General features: G+C 71.1%; 17 protein-coding genes. 7 read left to right on the top strand and 10 right to left on the bottom strand.

The features are described from left to right. Window positions 1–19 precede the first annotated feature (19 nt). From AB0472_RS20470 to AB0472_RS20450, 5 genes are all read right to left on the bottom strand, one after another. The gene (locus AB0472_RS20470; protein WP_351486648.1) at window positions 20–340 is read right to left on the bottom strand and encodes an L-rhamnose mutarotase; all 321 of its coding nucleotides are present in this window, start codon (window positions 338–340) and stop codon (window positions 20–22) included. A 17-nt stretch (window positions 341–357) separates the two neighbouring features. Beyond that, the gene (rhaS, locus tag AB0472_RS20465) at window positions 358–1,440 is read right to left on the bottom strand and encodes a rhamnose ABC transporter substrate-binding protein (RefSeq protein WP_366357882.1); all 1,083 of its coding nucleotides are present in this window, start codon (window positions 1,438–1,440) and stop codon (window positions 358–360) included. A gap of 116 nt (window positions 1,441–1,556) precedes the next feature. Further along, complete coding sequence (locus tag AB0472_RS20460) at window positions 1,557–2,534, bottom strand: ABC transporter permease (RefSeq protein ID WP_366357881.1); 978 nt, start codon at window positions 2,532–2,534, stop codon at window positions 1,557–1,559. Next, on the bottom strand, window positions 2,527–3,567 hold the full coding sequence (locus AB0472_RS20455; RefSeq protein ID WP_366357880.1) for an ABC transporter permease: 1,041 nt from the start codon (window positions 3,565–3,567) through the stop codon (window positions 2,527–2,529). Before AB0472_RS20455 ends, AB0472_RS20460 begins: the two co-directional genes overlap by 8 nt. Next, entirely contained in the window at window positions 3,564–5,081 is a 1,518-nt protein-coding gene (locus tag AB0472_RS20450; RefSeq protein WP_366357879.1) for a sugar ABC transporter ATP-binding protein, read from the bottom strand. Before AB0472_RS20450 ends, AB0472_RS20455 begins: the two co-directional genes overlap by 4 nt. A 268-nt stretch (window positions 5,082–5,349) precedes the next feature. On the opposite strand from AB0472_RS20450, the gene rhaI reads away from it, so the two are divergent. The 7 genes from rhaI (at window position 5,350) to AB0472_RS20415 (ending at window position 14,283) form a co-directional block, all read left to right on the top strand. Further along, window positions 5,350–6,519 (top strand): L-rhamnose isomerase, encoded by a 1,170-nt coding sequence (rhaI, locus tag AB0472_RS20445; RefSeq protein ID WP_366357878.1) that lies wholly within the window; start codon window positions 5,350–5,352, stop codon window positions 6,517–6,519. A gap of 139 nt (window positions 6,520–6,658) precedes the next feature. Then, window positions 6,659–8,698 carry a bifunctional aldolase/short-chain dehydrogenase gene (locus AB0472_RS20440; RefSeq protein WP_366357877.1) on the top strand — a complete coding sequence of 680 codons (2,040 nt, stop codon included), beginning with the start codon at window positions 6,659–6,661 and terminating at the stop codon, window positions 8,696–8,698. Continuing rightward, on the top strand, window positions 8,695–10,140 hold the full coding sequence (locus AB0472_RS20435; protein WP_366357876.1) for a rhamnulokinase family protein: 1,446 nt from the start codon (window positions 8,695–8,697) through the stop codon (window positions 10,138–10,140). The genes AB0472_RS20440 and AB0472_RS20435 overlap by 4 nt, the downstream gene beginning before the upstream one ends. Before the next feature lie 70 nt (window positions 10,141–10,210). Beyond that, window positions 10,211–10,966 carry a (Fe-S)-binding protein gene (locus AB0472_RS20430; RefSeq protein ID WP_366357875.1) on the top strand — a complete coding sequence of 252 codons (756 nt, stop codon included), beginning with the start codon at window positions 10,211–10,213 and terminating at the stop codon, window positions 10,964–10,966. Then, entirely contained in the window at window positions 10,963–12,441 is a 1,479-nt protein-coding gene (locus AB0472_RS20425; RefSeq protein WP_366357874.1) for a LutB/LldF family L-lactate oxidation iron-sulfur protein, read from the top strand. The genes AB0472_RS20430 and AB0472_RS20425 overlap by 4 nt, the downstream gene beginning before the upstream one ends. Beyond that, window positions 12,438–13,106 (top strand): lactate utilization protein C, encoded by a 669-nt coding sequence (locus tag AB0472_RS20420; protein ID WP_366357873.1) that lies wholly within the window; start codon window positions 12,438–12,440, stop codon window positions 13,104–13,106. Before AB0472_RS20425 ends, AB0472_RS20420 begins: the two co-directional genes overlap by 4 nt. Window positions 13,107–13,128: 22 nt before the next feature. After that, complete coding sequence (locus tag AB0472_RS20415; protein ID WP_366357872.1) at window positions 13,129–14,283, top strand: betaine/proline/choline family ABC transporter ATP-binding protein; 1,155 nt, start codon at window positions 13,129–13,131, stop codon at window positions 14,281–14,283. Between the two features lie 24 nt (window positions 14,284–14,307). Here the strand turns inward: AB0472_RS20415 and AB0472_RS20410 are convergent, their stop codons facing one another. The 5 genes from AB0472_RS20410 to AB0472_RS20390 form a co-directional block, all read right to left on the bottom strand. Further along, window positions 14,308–14,913: a hypothetical protein gene (locus tag AB0472_RS20410; RefSeq protein ID WP_366357871.1), complete on the bottom strand. Its 606-nt coding sequence runs from the start codon at window positions 14,911–14,913 to the stop codon at window positions 14,308–14,310. A gap of 66 nt (window positions 14,914–14,979) precedes the next feature. After that, window positions 14,980–15,918 (bottom strand): ABC transporter substrate-binding protein, encoded by a 939-nt coding sequence (locus AB0472_RS20405; RefSeq protein ID WP_366357870.1) that lies wholly within the window; start codon window positions 15,916–15,918, stop codon window positions 14,980–14,982. Beyond that, window positions 15,915–16,586 carry an ABC transporter permease gene (locus AB0472_RS20400; protein ID WP_366357900.1) on the bottom strand — a complete coding sequence of 224 codons (672 nt, stop codon included), beginning with the start codon at window positions 16,584–16,586 and terminating at the stop codon, window positions 15,915–15,917. The genes AB0472_RS20405 and AB0472_RS20400 overlap by 4 nt, the downstream gene beginning before the upstream one ends. Further along, on the bottom strand, window positions 16,583–17,263 hold the full coding sequence (locus AB0472_RS20395; RefSeq protein WP_366357869.1) for an ABC transporter permease: 681 nt from the start codon (window positions 17,261–17,263) through the stop codon (window positions 16,583–16,585). Before AB0472_RS20395 ends, AB0472_RS20400 begins: the two co-directional genes overlap by 4 nt. 59 nt (window positions 17,264–17,322) lie before the next feature. Next, window positions 17,323–17,895 (bottom strand): TetR/AcrR family transcriptional regulator, encoded by a 573-nt coding sequence (locus AB0472_RS20390; RefSeq protein ID WP_366357868.1) that lies wholly within the window; start codon window positions 17,893–17,895, stop codon window positions 17,323–17,325. Window positions 17,896–18,028: the final 133 nt, after the last annotated feature.

Here is an 18,028-nt window from a genome sequence, read left to right as displayed (position 1 = left end):
GAGCGGCTCCTGTCGTGGTTCAGGCGAGGTGGAACACTTCGGTGAGCGGTTTCATCGCCTCGTCGGGGCGGGCGCCGTCGAGGGCTTCGAAGAAGGGGCCCATCTCGGCCTGCCAGCGGGCGTTGACCTCGGTGGCCTCCATGCCGGCGCGGGCCGCCTCGAAGTCCTCGGTCTCCAGATAGCCCACCAGCAGGCCGTCGTCGCGCAGGAAGAGCGAGTAGTTGTGCCAGCCGGTGGCGGAGAGCGCCGCGCGCATCTCCGGCCACACGGCGGCGTGCCGTTCGCGGTACTCGGCGAGGCGGTCCTGCCGGACCTTGAGGAGGAAACAGACGCGCTGCATCAACGCCCCCCGCAGGCTCAGAAGTTGAACTGGTCGATGTTCTTCGCGTCGAACACGGTCGGCTTGCCGAGGTTGATCACGCCGTCCTTGCCGATGGTGTAGGTGGTGTCACCGGCCTTGAAGGTCTCGCCCTCCTTGCCGGTGATCTGCCCGGAGGCGAGCGCGACGGCGGTACGGGCGGCGAGGTCGCCGAGCTTGGCCGGGTCCCACAGCTCGAAGCCCTCGACGGTGCCGTTCTTGACGTACTGCCGCATGTCGTTGGGCGTGCCGAGGCCGGTCAGCTTGACCTTGCCCTTGTACTTGGAGCCGGACAGGTACTGGGCGGCCGCCTTGATGCCGACCGTGGTCGGGGAGATGATCCCCTTCAGGTCCGGGTACTGCTGGAGCAGGCCCTGGGTCTGCTGGAAGGACTGCTGGGCGTCGTCGTTGCCGTAGGCGATCTTGACCAGCTTGACGTTCTTGTACTTCGGGTCCTTCAGCTCCTCCTTCATGAACCCGATCCAGGTGTTCTGGTTGGTCGCGGTCTGCGCGGCGCTCAGGATCGCGATCTCGCCCTTGTACCCGATCTGCTGGGCGAGCAGTTGCACCTCGGTACGGCCGAGGTCCTCGGCGCTGGCCTGCGAGACGAAGGCGTTGCGGCAGCCGGCGTTGGTGTCGGAGTCGTAGGTGACGACCTTGATGCCGCTGCTCATGGCCTGCTTGAGCGCGGTGCACAGGGCGCCGGGGTCCTGCGCGGAGACGGCCATGGCGTTCACCTGCTGCTGGGTCAGGGTGTTGACGTACGAGACCTGCCCGGAGGTGTCGGTCGCGCTGGACGGCCCGACCTCCTTGTACTTGCTGCCCAGTTCGGTGAGCGCCTTCTCGCCGCCCTTGTCGGCGGAGGTGAAGTACGGGTTGTTGACCTGCTTGGGCAGGAATCCGACCGTCAGGCCCTTCTTGAGCGCGGCGTTCGGATCGGCCTTGGCGGTCGAGGTGGCGGCCGACGACTCGTCGCTGCCGGAGTTGTTCTTGGTGGTGCCGCCACAGGCGGTGGCGGCGAGGGCGAGGGAGGACACGGCGGCGAGGGCCACGCAGGCACGCCGGAGGGACGACTTACGCATGACGGGTTCCTTTGGAAGAAGGGTTCACGGGAGCGCCCCGTCAGGGGCGCTGTGGGTACCCCCGGCCGAAGGCCGGGGGAGGAACTGCGCGACCAGCCACACACGGCCCGCAGTGATCAGACGGCCTTCGCCGCCCTGTGCCGGGCCAACGAGATCTGCCGGGCAACCCGGGGTCCGAGCACCGAGACGACCAGCAACACACCGGTGACGACGATCTGGGACTGCGCCGACACGTTCAGCAGACTCATCACGTTCTGCAACGCCCCGAGGAGAAACACACCGGCGATCGCACCGCCCAGCGTTCCCCGCCCCCCGTCGAAGTCGATGCCCCCGAGCAACACCGCAGCCACCACACTCAGTTCGAGCCCGGTCGCGTTGTCGTACCGCGCACTCGCGTAGTGCAGCGCCCAGAAGATCCCGGTGAGCGAGGCCATGAACCCGGTGGCGACGAAGAGGATCAGCTTGTTGCGCTTCACCCGGATCCCCGCGAACCGCGCCGCCTCCTCGCTCGCCCCGACGGCGAACAGCGACCGTCCGAACGGGGTGGCGTGCAGTACCACCACGGCGATGACCAGCAGTACCAGGAACGGCAGGAAGGCCCGTGGCAGGAACGTGTCGCCGAGCCGCCCCGCCGCGAAGTCCAGGTACTGCGTGGGAAAGTCCGTCACCGCGTCGGAGCCGAGCACGATCTGCGCGATGCCCCGGTAGGCCGCGAGCGTGCCGATGGTGACGGCGAGGGAGGGCAGCCCGAGGCGGGTCACCAGCAGCCCGTTGACCAGTCCGCAGACCACACCCAGCAGCAGGCACAGCGGGATGATCGTCTCGATCGCCATCCCCTCGTTCCAGAGCCGGCCCATGACGGCGCCCGAGAGCCCGGCGGTCGACGCGACCGAGAGGTCGATCTCGCCGGCGACGACCAGCAGGGTCATCGGCAGGGCGATCAGCGCGATCGGCAGGGTGTTGCCGATCAGGAACGACAGGTTGAGCGAGTTCCCGAAGCCGTCGACGAGGCCGAACGACGACAGCAGGAGGACGATCAGCAGGGCACCGACGACCGTGTCCCAGCGGACCGCGCGGGTCAGGGAGTCAGGCATGGCGGATGCTCCTCTTCTTCAGGGCGGAGGCGACCCGCACCGCGACGATCCGGTCGACGGCGATGGCGAGCAGCAGCAGGAAGCCGTTGATGGCGAGCACCCACACCGAGCTGACCCCGAGGGCCGGCAGCACGCTGTTGACGGAGGTGAGGAGCAGCGCGCCCAGCGCGGCGCCGTACACGCTTCCCGAGCCGCCGGTGAAGACCACGCCGCCGACCACCACGGCGCTCACGACGGTGAGTTCGTAGCCGTTGCCGGTGCCGGAGTCGACGTTCCCGAACCGGGCCAGGTACATCGCCCCCGCGAGTCCGGCGAGGGCGCCGCAGAACGTGTACGCGGTGAGGATCCGCTTGCGGACCGGGATTCCGGCCAGCCGGGCGGCCTCGGGGTTGGAGCCGAGGGCGTACAACTCCCGTCCGCTGCCGAAGTGTTTGAGGTAGTAGGCGGTGGCGACCAGGACCGCGAGGGCGATGAGGGCCAGCCAGGGGATCGCCGACAGGCCGTGGGAACCGAAGTCGACGAAGGAACCGGGGAGGTCGGCGGCCGTGATCTGCCGGGAGCCGACCCAGATGGAGTCGACGCCCCGGATGACGTAGAGGGTGCCGAGGGTGACGACGAGGGCGGGCACCTGGCCGAGGCTCACCAGCAGGCCGTTGAGGAGTCCGCAGCCGATGCCGAGGAGCACGGCGAGCAGGATGGCGACGACCGGGTTGCCGCCGCCGTGCAGGTAGTCGCCGGCGGCGAAGGCGGTGATGCCGAGGGTGGAGCCGACGGACAGGTCGACGTTCCTGGTGATCACCACCAGGGACTGGCCGGTGGCGACCAGCACCAGGATGGTGGCGTTGAGCAGCAGGTCCTTGATGCCCTGCGCGGAGAGGAACTGGCTGTTGCCGGCCTGGGTGACGGCGATCATCACCAGGAAGACGACGAGGATGGCGAGTTCGCGCATCTTGAAGACGCGGTCGACGAGCCGGGTCCCGGCGGACTCGGGCGTCTCCGCGACGGGGGTCTGCTCCGAGGTGGTCACCGTCATGCGGCGGCCCTCCCCGTGGCTGCGGCCATCACGGTCTCCTCGCTGGCTTCGGAGCGGGGGATCTCGGCGGTGATCCGGCCCTCGTGCATCACCAGCACGCGGTCGGCCATGCCGAGGATCTCGGGCAGGTCGGAGGAGATCATCAGGACTGCCACCCCGTCGGCGGCCAACTCACCGAGCAGCCGGTGGACTTCGGCTTTCGTGCCGACGTCGATGCCACGGGTCGGTTCGTCGACGATCAGTACCTTGGGCCCGGTCGCGAGCCATTTGGCCAGGACGACCTTCTGCTGGTTGCCGCCGGAGAGGGTGGAGACGGCGTCGGCGATCCGGGCGTACTTCACCTGGAGCCGGACCGCCCAGTCCAGGGAGCGGCTGCGTTCGGCGCCCCGGTCGACGAGGCCCGCCCGCACGGTCGTACGCAGTCCGGTCAGGCCGATGTTCCGCTCGATGGACATGTCCATCACAAGGCCCTGGGCGCGGCGGTCCTCGGGGACGAGGGCGAGGCCGGCGGACATCGCGACGGACGGTGCGCCGTTGGTCAGCCTCCGCCCCCTGACCTCGACCTCGCCGGCGTCCCAGCGGTCGACGCCGAACACGGCGCGGGCGACCTCGGTGCGGCCGGCGCCGACCAGTCCGGCCAGGCCGACGATCTCACCGGACCGCACCTCGAAGGAGACGTCGGTGAAGACCCCCTCGCGGGTCAGACGCCGTACGCTCAGGGCGACTTCGCCGGCCGGTACGTCCTGCTTCGGGTACAGCTCGTCCAGGTCCCGGCCCACCATGCGGCGCACCAGGTCGTCCTCGGTCATGCCGGCGACGAGCTCACTGGCGATCCGGGCACCGTCCCGGAGGGTGGTGACCCGCCGGCAGATCTGGAAGATCTCCTCCAGGCGGTGCGAGATGAAGAGCACCGCCGCGCCCTGGTCGCGCAGGGTGCGGACGACACCGAAGAGGCGGGCGACCTCGCTGCCGGTGAGGGCCGCCGTCGGCTCGTCCATGATCAGGACCCGGGCGTCGAAGGAGAGCGCCTTGGCGATCTCGACGATCTGCTGGTCGGCGATGGACAGGCCGCGGGCGGGGCGGTCGGGGTCGAGGGCGACGCCGAGCCGCTTCATCAGGGCGGCGGTGGCCGCGCGGGTGGCCTTGTGGTCGATGCGGCCGAGGGCGCGCCGGGGCTGACGGCCCATGAAGATGTTCTCGGCGATCGACAGGTCGGGGAAGAGCGTGGGCTCCTGGTAGATCACGGCGATGCCGGCGTCGCGGGCGTCGCCGGGTCCGTGGAAGACGACGGGCCCGCCGTCGAGCAGCACCTGCCCGGCGTCCGGCCGGTGCACTCCGGCGAGCGTCTTGATCAGCGTCGACTTGCCCGCGCCGTTCTCCCCGGCGATGGCGTGCACCTCGCCGGGGAACAGCTCCAGGGAGACGTCCCGCAGGGCGCGGACGGCGCCGAAGGACTTGGAGACGTCCTTCAGCGCCAGCACCGGGGCCGGTCCCGTGTCGGACGGGTGGGTCATGGGGGCTCCTCGACGACACCGGCGAGACGGTGGGGCACCGGACCTCACGGCGTCGTGAAAGGTTTCAACTGGATTGCCGGGACCGTAGGCACCACGGGCATGTCACGTCAATGGGTCCGTGTCGAAAAAATTTCGATAGCCAAAGGTCACGGCCGGGTCACGAAGAACGGGGTTGGTCGGAACGCTTGACACCCCTGCGAGGGGCTCATACTTTGCGGTTCTGAATCGTTTCACCACTCAGTTGTTCCGATCCTCCAGGAGCCCCGAAGTGACCGACCTCGCCGCGGTGAAGGCCGCGCTGAAGACCCAGGCCGTCGAAACGCCGTCGTGGGCGTACGGAAACTCCGGGACCCGCTTCAAGGTGTTCGCCCAGCAGGGTGTACCGCGCTCGCCGAAGGAGAAGCTGGACGACGCCGCGCAGGTCCACGCCGTGACCGGGGTGGCGCCGACGGTCGCGCTGCACATCCCCTGGGACAAGGTCGACGGCTCCGACGGGTACGCCGACCTGGCCGAGCACGCCGAGAAGCGTGGCCTGCGGCTGGGCGCGATCAACTCCAACACCTTCCAGGACGACGACTACCGGCTGGGCAGCATCTGCCACCCGGACGCGGCGGTGCGCCGCAAGGCCGTCGGTCATCTGCTGGAGTGCGTCGACATCATGGACGCCACGGGGTCGAAGGACCTCAAGCTGTGGTTCGCCGACGGCACGAACTACCCCGGTCAGGACGACATCCGGGCGCGCCAGGACCGGCTGGCCGAGGGGCTGGCCGAGGTGTACGCGCGGCTGGGCGAGGGGCAGCGGATGCTGCTGGAGTACAAGCTCTTCGAGCCGTCCTTCTACACGACCGACGTGCCGGACTGGGGGACGGCCTACGCGCACTGCCTCAAGCTGGGACCGAAGGCGCAGGTCGTGGTCGACACCGGCCACCACGCGCCGGGCACCAACATCGAGTTCATCGTCGCCACGCTGCTGCGGGAGGGGAAGCTCGGCGCCTTCGACTTCAACTCGCGGTTCTACGCGGACGACGACCTCATGGTGGGGGCCGCCGATCCGTTCCAGCTGTTCCGGATCATGTACGAGGTGGTGCGGGGCGGTGGGTTCACCGCCGAGGTCGCCTTCATGCTCGACCAGTGCCACAACATCGAGGCGAAGATCCCGGCGATCATCCGGTCGGTGATGAACGTGCAGGAGGCGACGGCGAAGGCGTTGCTGGTGGACCGGGGGGCGTTGGCTCGGGCGCAGGCCGACGGGGACGTGCTGGGCGCGAATGCCGTGGTCATGGATGCCTACAACACGGATGTACGGCCGTTGCTGCGGGAGGTGCGGGACGAGATGGGGTTGGACCCCGACCCGATCGCGGCGTACCGCCGTTCCGGGTGGGCCGAGAAGATCGTCGCCGAACGTGTCGGAGGGGAACAGGCGGGTTGGGGGGCGTAAGCGTACGCCCTGAGCTGTCCCGTCGCGGGCTGCGGACCGGATGTGGCTGGTCGCGCAGTTCCTCCCCCAGCCCTCGGCCGGGCTACCCCCAGCACCCCTGCGGAGTGCAGTGACCCTCTTTCGACAAGTAAGGAACCTCATGTCCACCCATCCCGAGGCCGACGCTCTCCTCTCCCGGTCCCATCGACTCGGTGCCGATCCCCGCAACACGAACTACGCCGGCGGCAACACGTCCGCCAAGGGCACCGCCGCCGACCCCGTCACCGGTGGTGATGTCGAGCTGATGTGGGTGAAGGGGTCCGGCGGGGATCTCGGGACGCTCACCGAGGGCGGGCTCGCCGTGTTGCGGCTGGACCGGCTGCGGGCGCTGGCCGGGGTGTACCCGGGGGTCGACCGCGAGGACGAGATGGTCGCCGCCTTCGACTACTGCCTGCACGGCAGGGGCGGGGCCGCTCCCTCCATCGACACCGCCATGCACGGGCTCGTCGACGCCCCGCACGTGGATCATCTGCATCCGGACTCCGGGATCGCGCTCGCCTGTGCCGCGGACGGGGAGAAGCTGACCGCCGAATGCTTCGGGGACAGCGTGGTGTGGGTGCCGTGGCGGCGGCCGGGGTTCCAGCTGGGGCTGGACATCGCCGCGATCAAGGCCGCCAGCCCGCGGGCGATCGGGTGCGTCCTCGGCGGGCACGGGATCACCGCCTGGGGCGACAGCTCCGAGGAGTGCGAGCGCAACTCGCTGCACATCATCCGTACCGCCGAGCGGTTCCTGGCGGAGCGCGGGAAGGCGGAACCCTTCGGGCCCCTCGTCGAGGGGTACGGCCCGCTGCCGGAGGCCGAGCGACGAGAGCGGGCCGCGGCCCTCGCGCCGTGCGTCAGGGCCCTCGCCTCCCAGGACCGGGCGCAGGTCGGGCACTTCACCGACTCCGACGTGGTGCTCGACTTCCTGGCGCGGGCCGAGCATCCGCGGCTCGCCGCGCTGGGCACCTCCTGCCCGGACCATTTCCTGCGCACGAAGGTACGGCCGCTCGTGCTCGACCTGCCGCCGGCGGTACCGGTGGCGGAGGCGGTCGCCCGGCTCCGCGAGCTGCACGCCGCGTACCGGGAGGAGTACGCCGCCTACTACCGGCGGCACGCCCTGCCCGACTCCCCCGCCATGCGCGGCGCAGACCCCGCGATCGTGCTCGTGCCCGGCGTCGGCATGTTCAGCTTCGGCAAGGACAAGCAGACCGCCCGGGTCGCCGGTGAGTTCTACGTCAACGCCGTCAACGTGATGCGCGGCGCCGAAGCCGTGTCGGCGTACGCGCCGATCGAGGAGTCGGAGAAGTTCCGGATCGAGTACTGGGCGCTGGAGGAGGCCAAACTCCAGCGGATGCCGAGGCCGAAGGCGCTCGCGACCCGGGTGGCGCTGGTGACCGGGGCCGGGAGCGGGATCGGGAAGGCGATCGCGCACCGGCTCGCGGCCGAGGGGGCCTGTGTCGTCGTCGCGGATCTCGACGCCGAGGGCGCGGCCGCGGTGGCGGAGGAGCTCGGCGGGGCCGACAGGGCCGTCGCGGTCACCGTCGACGTGACGGAGGAGGAGCAGATCACCGCCGCCTTCCGGGCCGCCGTCCTGGCCTTCGGCGGGGTCGACCTCGTCGTCAACAACGCCGGGATCTCCATCTCCAAGCCGCTGCTGGAGACTTCGGCGAAGGACTGGGACCTCCAGCACGACATCATGGCCCGCGGTTCCTTCCTGGTGTCGCGGGAGGCGGCCCGGGTGATGATCGCGCAGGGCATCGGCGGTGACATCGTCTACATCGCGTCGAAGAACGCCGTGTTCGCCGGGCCGAACAACATCGCCTACTCGGCGACGAAGGCCGACCAGGCGCACCAGGTGCGGTTGCTGGCCGCCGAGTTGGGCGAGCACGGCATTCGCGTCAACGGCGTCAACCCGGACGGTGTGGTGCGCGGGTCGGGGATCTTCGCCGGGGGGTGGGGAGCCCAGCGGGCAGCCGTGTACGGGGTGGAGGAGTCGAAGCTGGGCGAGTTCTACGCCCAGCGGACCATCCTCAAGCGTGAGGTGCTGCCCGAGCACGTGGCGAACGCGGTGTTCGCGTTGACGGGCGGCGAACTCACCCACACCACCGGGCTGCACGTGCCCGTCGACGCGGGTGTGGCGGCCGCGTTCCTGCGATGAGCTCGCCGAGGTCGTACGCGGCGGTCGACCTGGGCGCGTCCAGCGGGCGTGTCATGGTCGGGCGGGTGAGCCCGGACTCGCTGGAACTGGCCGAGGCGCACCGGTTCGCGAACCGCCCGGTGCGGGTGCCGGAGGGGCTGCGCTGGGATGTACTCGGCCTGTACGCCGGGGTGTTGGACGGTCTGCGGGCCGCCGGGCAGGTGGCTTCCGTCGGCATCGACAGCTGGGCCGTGGACTACGGGCTGCTGGACGCCGACGGGACCCTGCTCGGCAACCCGGTGCACTACCGGGACGCGCGGACCGACGGTGTCGCCGAGCAGGTGTGGGCGAGGATGCCGGCGGCGGAGCTGTACGCCCGCACCGGGCTGCAGTACGCCCCCTTCAACACCCTCTACCAGCTGGTGGCGGCGCGGTCGAGCGTCCAGTTCGCCCACGCCGAGCGGCTGTTGCTCGTCCCGGACCTGCTGTCGTACTGGCTCACCGGCGAGCAGGGCACCGAGCTGACCAACGCCTCCACCACCCAGCTGATCGACCCCCGGACACGCGAGTGGTCGTACGAGGTCGCGGACCGACTGGGGATCGACCTCGGGCTGTTCGCGCCGCTGCGGCGGCCCGGGGATCCCGCGGGGGTGCTGCGGCCCGGGGTGCTGGAGGAGACGGGACTGACCGGGCCGGTGCCGGTGACCGCGGTCGGCTCGCACGACACGGCGTCGGCGGTCGCCGCCGTACCGGCGCTCGGCGAGCGGTTCGCCTACATCTGCACCGGCACCTGGTCGCTGGCCGGGCTGGAGCTGACGGCGCCCGTGCTGACCGAGGAGAGCCGGGCCGCCAACTTCACCAACGAACTGGGGCTCGACGGCACGGTCCGCTACCTGCGCAACATCATGGGGCTGTGGCTGCTCCAGGAGTGCGTACGGGCCTGGGGCGACCCGGAACTGAGCGGGTTGCTGCGGGAGGCGGCCGCGGTGCCGGCGCTGCGGTCGGTGGTGGACGCGGGGGACGCCGGGTTCCTGGCACCCGGGCGGATGCCGGAGCGGATCGCCGAGGCGTGCCGGGTCTCCGGGCAGCCGGTGCCCCTCACGCCCGGTGAGATCACCCGGTGCATTCTCGACTCGCTGGCACTGGCCCACCGGCGGGCGGTCGCGGACGCGCAGCGGCTCGCCGCCCATCCGGTGGACACGGTGTACGTGGTGGGCGGTGGCACCCGTAACGCGCTGCTCTGCCAGCTCACGGCGGACGCCTGCGGACTGCCGGTGGTGGCGGGGCCGGCGGAGGCGGCCGCACTCGGGAACGTGCTGGTCCAAGCCCGCGCGCACGGTGTCGTCGGCGAGTTGGCCGACATGCGGCGGCTGCTCACCCGCACCCAGCCGCTGACCCGGTACGCGCCGCGGGGCGGCACCGCCCGCTGGGAGGCGGCCGAGGCACGACTCGCCAGGCGGTGACCGGGTCTCCCGCTCCTCGCACCGGCCCATTACGCTGCACTCATCCGATGATCGACCTCTAGGAGCCGCGATGCGTGTCGCCCTGTTCCTGACCTGCGTCAACGACACGCTGTATCCGGACACCGGTCGCGCGGTGGTGAAACTCCTGACCAGGCTGGGCGTGGAGGTCGATTTCCCGATGGGTCAGACCTGCTGCGGGCAGGCCCACTACAACACCGGGTACCGCCACGACGCGGAGCCGCTGGCTCGGCATTTCTCCGATGTCTTCAGCGGGTACGAGGCGATCGTGACTCCGTCCGGCTCGTGCGGGGCGATGGTGCGGGAGCTGTATCCGCGGCTGGGTGAACGGGCGCGGGCGGAGGGGCGCGGCGGGGATCTCGCCACCGTGCTGGCGCCGGTGGTGCCGAAGACGTACGAGCTGACGGAGTTCCTGGTGGACGTCCTGGGGGTGACGGACGTCGGGGCATATTATCCGCACTATGTCACATACCACCCGACCTGCCACGGGCTGCGGAGTCTCGGGCTGGGGGACCGGCCGCGGCGGCTGCTGCAGGCCGTGAAGGGGCTGGAGCTGGTGGAGTTGCCGGGGGCGGAGGAGTGCTGCGGGTTCGGTGGCACGTTCGCGGTGAAGAACCCCGACGTGTCGGCGGCGATGGGGGCCGACAAGGTCCGCAATGCCGAGTCGACGGGGGCTGGGGTGCTGTGCGCGGCCGACAACTCGTGCCTGATGCACATCGGGGGCACCATGGCCCGGCTGGGCAGCAGGCTGCGGCCGGTGCACATCGCGGAGATCCTGGCGAGCACCGAGGAGGAGCCGGCGCTGTGAGCGGAACCTATCTGGGGATGCCGGCCTTCCCGCAGGCCGCGCACGAGGCGGTCAGCAATCCCGTCCTGCGGCAGAACCTGCGTCATGCCACGCACACCATCCGGGCCAAGCGGGCCAGGGCGGTCGCCGAGGTGTCCGACTGGGCTGCGCTGCGCGAGGCCGGCAAGCGGATCAAGGACCACACACTGCGGCACCTGGACACCTATCTGGAACAGCTCGAAGCCTCCGTCACCCGGGCCGGTGGGGTCGTGCACTGGGCGGCGGATGCCCAGGAGGCGAACCGGATCGTGACCGATCTGGTCAAGGAGACCGGTGAGTCGGAGGTCGTGAAGGTCAAGTCGATGGCCACGCAGGAGATCGGGCTGAACGAGGCGCTGGAGGCCGAGGGCATCCGGGCCTACGAGACCGATCTGGCGGAGCTGATCGTGCAGCTGGGCCAGGACCGGCCCTCGCACATCCTGGTCCCGGCGATCCACCGGAACCGGGGCGAGATCCGGGACATCTTCCGGCGTGAGATGGGCGAGTGGGGGCGTCCCGCGCCCGAGGGCCTCACCGACACACCCGCCGAGCTCGCCGAGGCGGCCCGGCTGCACCTGCGGGAGAAGTTCCTGCGCGCGAAGGTCGGTGTCTCCGGCGCCAACTTCATGGTCGCCGAGACCGGCACCCTGGTCGTCGTGGAGTCCGAGGGCAACGGGCGGATGTGCCTGACCCTGCCCGAGACGCTGATCTCGGTCGTCGGCATCGAGAAGATCGTGCCGACCTGGCGGGACCTGGAGGTCTTCCTGCAGACCCTGCCCCGTTCCTCGACCGCCGAACGCATGAACCCCTACACCAGCATGTGGACCGGCACCACCGCCGGCGACGGGCCCCGTGCCTTCCATCTGGTGCTCCTGGACAACGGCCGCACCGACACCCTCGCCGACGAGGTGGGCCGCCAGGCCCTGCGCTGCATCCGCTGCTCGGCCTGCCTCAACGTCTGCCCCGTCTACGAACGGGCCGGCGGCCACGCCTACGGCTCGGTCTATCCGGGCCCGATCGGCGCGATCCTCAGCCCCCAGCTACGGGGCACCACCAGCGCGATCGACGCCTCCCTGCCCTACGCGTCGTCGCTGTGCGGGGCCTGCTACGAGGTGTGCCCGGTCGCCATCGACATCCCCGAAGTCCTCGTCCACCTGCGCGAACGCATCGTCGAAGGCGGCGAAGCAGTCCGGGGCGGTAACAAGGTGGTGCTCAAGCCGGCCAGGGGGCACGCGGCCGAACGGGCCGCGATGCGGGCGGCCCGCTGGGCCTTCTCCCACCCGGCCGCCCTGCGCGCCGGCCAGCGCCTGGCCTCCCGCACCCGCCGTCTGCATCCCCGCACCCTGCCCGGCCCCGGCCGGGCCTGGACCGGCACCCGGGACCTGCCGACCCTCCCGGCCGAGCCGTTCCGCGACTGGTGGCAGCGCACCAACGGCGGAAAGGACCACGCCAAGTGAGCAGCAGAGAACGGATCCTGGGCCGGGTACGACGCGCACTGGCCGAGGCACGGGAGGAGGACACACCGGTCGAACGGACGTATCTCCGCGAACACGGACACCGCAGCGTCGCGGAGACGGTGGACCTGCTCGCCGAGAACCTGGCGGACTACCGGGCGCTCGTGCACCGGTGCGCGGAGGACGAACTGGCCGCCACGATCGGCCGGTTGATCGCCCGACGTGGTGCGGGGACGGTGATCGTGCCGGCCGGACTGCCCCCGGAGTGGCTCACCGCGACCGAGGCGGAACGGGTCGCGGACCGGGCGGTGGACACGACGCACGAGCTGGATGCAGTGGACAGCGTCGTCACCGGGTGCGCGGTGGCGATCGCCGAGACCGGCACGATCGTCCTGGACGGCGGCCCCGACCAGGGCCGCCGCCGCATCACCCTCGTCCCCGACCACCACATCTGCGTCGTCCGGATCCCGGACCAGGTCGTGTCGTCCGTGCCCCAGGCCCTCGAACGACTCGACCCCACACGCCCGTTGACCTGGATCTCCGGACCCTCCGCCACCAGCGACATCGAACTGGACCGGGTCGAGGGGGTGCACGGCCCACGGACCCTGGAGGTGGTGCTCGTCGGCGGCGGCCCGCGGGGCGCCAAGTCCGGTACGGGCGGATCGTGACGCTCGCGGTTAACGTGAGGGAATGATCCGGTTCGAGCAGGTCACCAAACGGTACGCGGACGGGACGACCGCGGTCGACGGGCTCACCTTCGAGGTGGCCGCGGGCGAACTCGTCACGCTCGTCGGCCCCTCCGGCTGCGGCAAGACCACGACGATGATGATGGTCAACCGGCTCATCGAACCGACGTCGGGCCGGATCCTCGTCGACGGCGAGGACGTCGCGGGCGTGGACCCGGTGCGGCTGCGGCGCCGGATCGGCTATGTCATCCAGCAGGTGGGCCTGTTCCCGCACCGCACGATCCTCGACAACACCGCGACGGTCCCGGCCCTGCTGGGCTGGCGACGGGCCCGGGCCCGGGCCCGCGCCGCCGAACTGCTCGACCTCGTCGGCCTGGATCCGAAGACGTACGGGCCGCGCTACCCGGACCAGCTCTCCGGCGGCCAGCGGCAGCGGGTCGGCGTGGCCCGGGCGCTCGCCGCCGATCCCCCGGTGCTGCTGATGGACGAACCCTTCGGCGCGGTCGACCCGGTGGTGCGGGAGCAGTTGCAGGACGAGTTCCTCCGGATGCAGGCCGCCGTGCGCAAGACGGTACTGCTGGTCACGCACGACATCGAGGAGGCGGTGCGGCTCGGCGACCGGATCGCGGTGTACGGGCAGGGACGGATCGAGCAGTTCGACACTCCCGGTACGGTGCTGGGCAGGCCCGCGACGCCGTACGTGGCCGGGTTCGTGGGCGCGGACCGCGGGCTGAAGCGGCTCTCGGTGACCGACGTCGAGCCGGACGACCTGGAGCAGCCGCCGGTCGTGCGCCTGGGCGAGTCCGCCGAGCGCGCCGCGGCACGGCTGCGGTCCGAGGGTGCCCGATGGGCGGTGGTCCTGGACCCGCACGGCGACCTGCACGGCTGGGTCGGCCGGGACGAGTTGGCGACGGGCGGCACGGTCGACGGACTCGCCCACCGGATGACCGCGTGGGTGCCGGTGGGCGCCCCGCTGAAGCAGGCGTTCGGTGTGATGCTCCAGTACGACGCCGGATGGGTCGCGGTACTGGACGGTTCGCGCTTCCTCGGTGTCCTCACCCCGGCCAAGCTGCACGAGGCGCTGCGCCGCTCGGTGGACGCGGACGCGCGCGGCGTGCCGCGCGGCCAGGTGCCGTTCGACTCCGTCTCCGACGCCTGACCGGCGGAGCGAGTCCGGTGTCCGTCAGCAGTACGTCATCGGGCAGCCGCGGCGCAACGAGTGCTGGGCGGCCCGCAGGTACAGCGCCACGTAGAACGCGGTGTCCAGGTCCTCGCCCCACGGGCCGGGGCGGGACTCGGCCGTCTCCTTCGCCTGCCCCTCCAGGAACCACAGGGTCAGATCGAGGTTGTCGCAGGCCTCCGGTACCGCCTCGACGGGAAGTCCGATCACCGCCGCCAGCCGCTGCGCGAGGGCGAGCACCTCGGGTGCGCCGGCGACCACCGTCTCGTCGGTGTAGGCGGACTCGACGGGCAGCCGTATCTCCTCGTCGAGCGAGAAGGGCACCAGCACCGACCAGCCCAGCAGCAGTTCGCCCTCCCGCGCCGACAGGTGCTCCCGGCACAGTGCGCCGAACCCGTCCATGGCCGGGACCAGCTTCTCCTCGAAGGACAGCCCCGAGCCGCGCACGAAGGCGGCCGTCTCGGGCACCGATTCGTACGGTGCCAGCCCGCGCCGTCGCAGCTCGTCGTCGAGTGCCGGGGCGAGGGCGCCCCTGCCGCCCTCGTCCTCGTCGTCCTCGTCGCCGGCGAGCCACTCCTGAGCACCGACACTCACCAGATAGATCCCCATGCCCCCGAACGTACCGCCCGCCACTGACAAGGCCCCGGCCGTCCTGGCACCGGCCGCCGCTCGCGGTCACTTCAGCAGGCCCTTGTCCCGCAGATAGGTCCGGGCCACGTCCTGGGCCAGCCGCCGCCAGCTGTCGACCTGCCGGTTCATCGCGGCGAGGTCGGCCGTGGTCAGGACGTCGTTGAGTCTGCCGAGCGCCTTGGTGACCCGCTCGCTGCCGGCCCGCGCGCGGTTGACGACCGGGACGACGTAGTCGGCGTTCTGCAGATGTCTGTCGTCGGCGAGGAGGACCAGGCCGAACTGGTCGAGCGTGGCGTCGGTGGTCGTGGTCAGCACCATCTGGTCCTGTCCGCTCTGCACGGCCCGCTTGGCCTGGGTGGTGCCGACGCCCTTGGGGTCGACACCGGTGATGTCGATGCCGTAGACCTTCTTCAGCCCCGGCTCGCAGTACGGCCGCTGCACGCATTCGTCGCCCGCCGCGAGTCGCACCTTCAGCCCCGAGGCGCCGAGGTCGCTGAGCGTCCTGAGGTGGTGCTGCCGGGCGTAGGCGGCGGTGACCGCGAAGGCGTTCTGGTCCACCGCCCTGCCGGGGTCGAGGACGGTGAGGCCACGGGGGGTGGCGAGGCGGCGCAGTGCCCGCATCGTGGTGGTGAGGTCCGGGGAGCCCACGGGCGGCGCGTCGGGGCCGTTGGTCCTGGCGTCGAGCCAGTCGGCGAAGGTGGCCGCGTATTCGGGGACCACGTCGATCTGGCCGGACTCCAGGGCGGGTTCGTAGAGCTCGCGGTTGGCGACGGTGATGAGGGAGGTCCGGTACCCGGCCTGGTTCAGGAGCTGGGCGTACATCTGGGCGAGCAGGTCGCTCTCCGTGAAGCCGGCGGAGCCGACGGTCAGGTGCCTGCTGTCGCCCGGGGGTGCGGTGACCTCGCCGCGGTCCTCCAGGGAGGGTCCGGTGGTGCACGCGGTGAGGGCGAGAAGTACGGCGGCGGCGGCCGTACGGAGTCTCATCGCGAGCCCCGCAGCCAGAGTGGGGCGAGGCGCTCGGCGAGTTCGAAGATCCCCTCGACGAACAGGGCGAGGACGGCGACCAGGATCGCCCCCGCGACCACCATGGGTGTGCTGGCCAGGTTGAATCCGGCGGTGATGATCCGGCCGAGTCCCCCGCCGCCGGCGAGTGCGGCGATGGTGGCCGTGGCGACGAGCTGGACGGCAGCGATCCGCACCCCGGTGAGGACCATGGGGAGCGAAAGGGGCAGTTCCACGTGGCACAGCATCTGCCGCCCGGTCATCCCCATTCCCCGGGCGGCCTGCACGATGTTCCGGTCGACCTGGCGCATGCCGACATAGGCGTTGGTGAGCAGGGGCGGCACGGCGAACAGCACCAGGGCGACCACGGTGGGGCCCTCGCCCCAGCCGCCGATCGGGGTGAGCAGGAGCAGCACCAGGACGGCGAAGGTGGGGACGGCCCGGCCGACGTTGGAGATGTTCACGGCGAGCGCGCCGCCCTTGCCGAGGTGGCCGAGGACCAGTGCGACCGGGAGCGCGATCAGGCAGCTGACGACCAGGCAGACCGCGGTGAGGACGAGGTGCTGGAGCAGCCGGTGCCCGATGCCGTCGTCACCGGACCAGTGCGCGGGGTCGGTGAGCCAGGCCCAGGCGTCGGCGAGCGTCTTCACGTGCGGGCCGCCCGCGTCCACGGGGTGAGCAGTCGCTGCACCCCGAGCAGCAGCAGGTCGGCGACGACCGCGATCAGCACGCAGAGCACGGAGGCGGTGAGGACCTGGGCCTTGAAGTAGGTGTTCATGCCGGCGTAGATCAGGTTGCCGAGCCCGCCGAAGCCGACGATCGCGCCGACGGTGACCAGGGAGACCGCGGAGACCGTGGCGATGCGCAGGCCGGCCATCGCGGCGGGCAGTGCGAGGGGCAGTTCGACGGTGAGCAGGAGGCGGATCGGGCCGTAGCCCAGGCCGCGGGCGGCCTGCCGGGTCTCCTCGGGGACGGCGCGCAGGCCCGCGAGGATGTTGCGGACGAGCAGGGTGAGTGAGTAGAGCACCAGCCCGGCGACGACGAGGGTGGCCGAGAGCCCGTACAGGGGCAGGAGCAGGGAGAACATCGCCAGGGACGGGATGGTGTAGAGGATGGTCGTGATACCGAGGACGGGTCCGGCCGACCAGTGCCAGCGGCGGGCCAGCACGGCCAGGGGAACGGCGATGACGAGTCCGAGGAGCACCGAGACCACGGTGAGCCGCAGATGCTGGCCGACCGCGTCGAGCAGGATCTGGCGGCGGCTGGTCAGATAGGCGCCGCAGATCCACTCGTTGCGCGCGAGGCAGTCGTTCGGGGGCGCGGTCACGCCTCCATTGCACCGGGCGGGCGACCGGCCCGGCGCGTTGTGGTGATCCGTCCGGGCGGCTACTTCAGCCCGGCCGCGTCCAGGAGGGTGGTCACCGTCCGGGTGAGCAGCCCGTCGTCGAGGTGCTCGATGCGGGCGCCGGCCCGGGCGCTGGCCCCGTCGAAGATGAGCATGAGCTGCCGGGCGAGCAGGGCCGGTTCGGCCGCGCCGCCCTGTTCGGCCTGCTCCTCGAAGTAGCCCTGCAGCAATTCCTTGGCGGCCTGGGCCACCACGCTCGCGGGATGCTCGCCGTCCTTCAGCTCGACGAGGACGGCGAGGTACGGGCAGCCGCAGTAGCCGGGGGCCGCGGCGTTCTCCTCCACCCGGCGGAACACGTACCCGATCCGTTCGCGAGGGGTGGCCGTCTCGACGCCCGGAGACCTGAGCTGGGTCTCGTACCAGGGCCTGCGCCGCTCCAGGCTGGCGGCCAGCACCTCGTCCTTGCTGCCGAAGAGCTGGTACATCGAGCGCTTCGAGACCCCGGCGGACTTGCACAGCGCCTCGACGCCGATCGAGACGCCGTCGCGGTAGAAGAGCTCGGCGGCGGCGTCGAGGAGGCGGTCGCGGGGGGACGCCTTTTCTGTGGTGGCCATACGGCCGAGACTACCGCGTGGGGCGACGTGAGGAAACTGATCGGTATACAGGGTGGCAGGAGAGGTGAACAAGCGCTTAGATAGGAACTCGAACCTGTTGCCCCGCGCACGTCCCACCTGCGGGCGTTCCACC

It is taken from the genome of Streptomyces sp. NPDC086777 (genome assembly GCF_040702065.1).
Lineage (GTDB): Bacteria > Actinomycetota > Actinomycetes > Streptomycetales > Streptomycetaceae > Streptomyces.
This window is presented reverse-complemented; position numbering and strand designations above follow the sequence as displayed.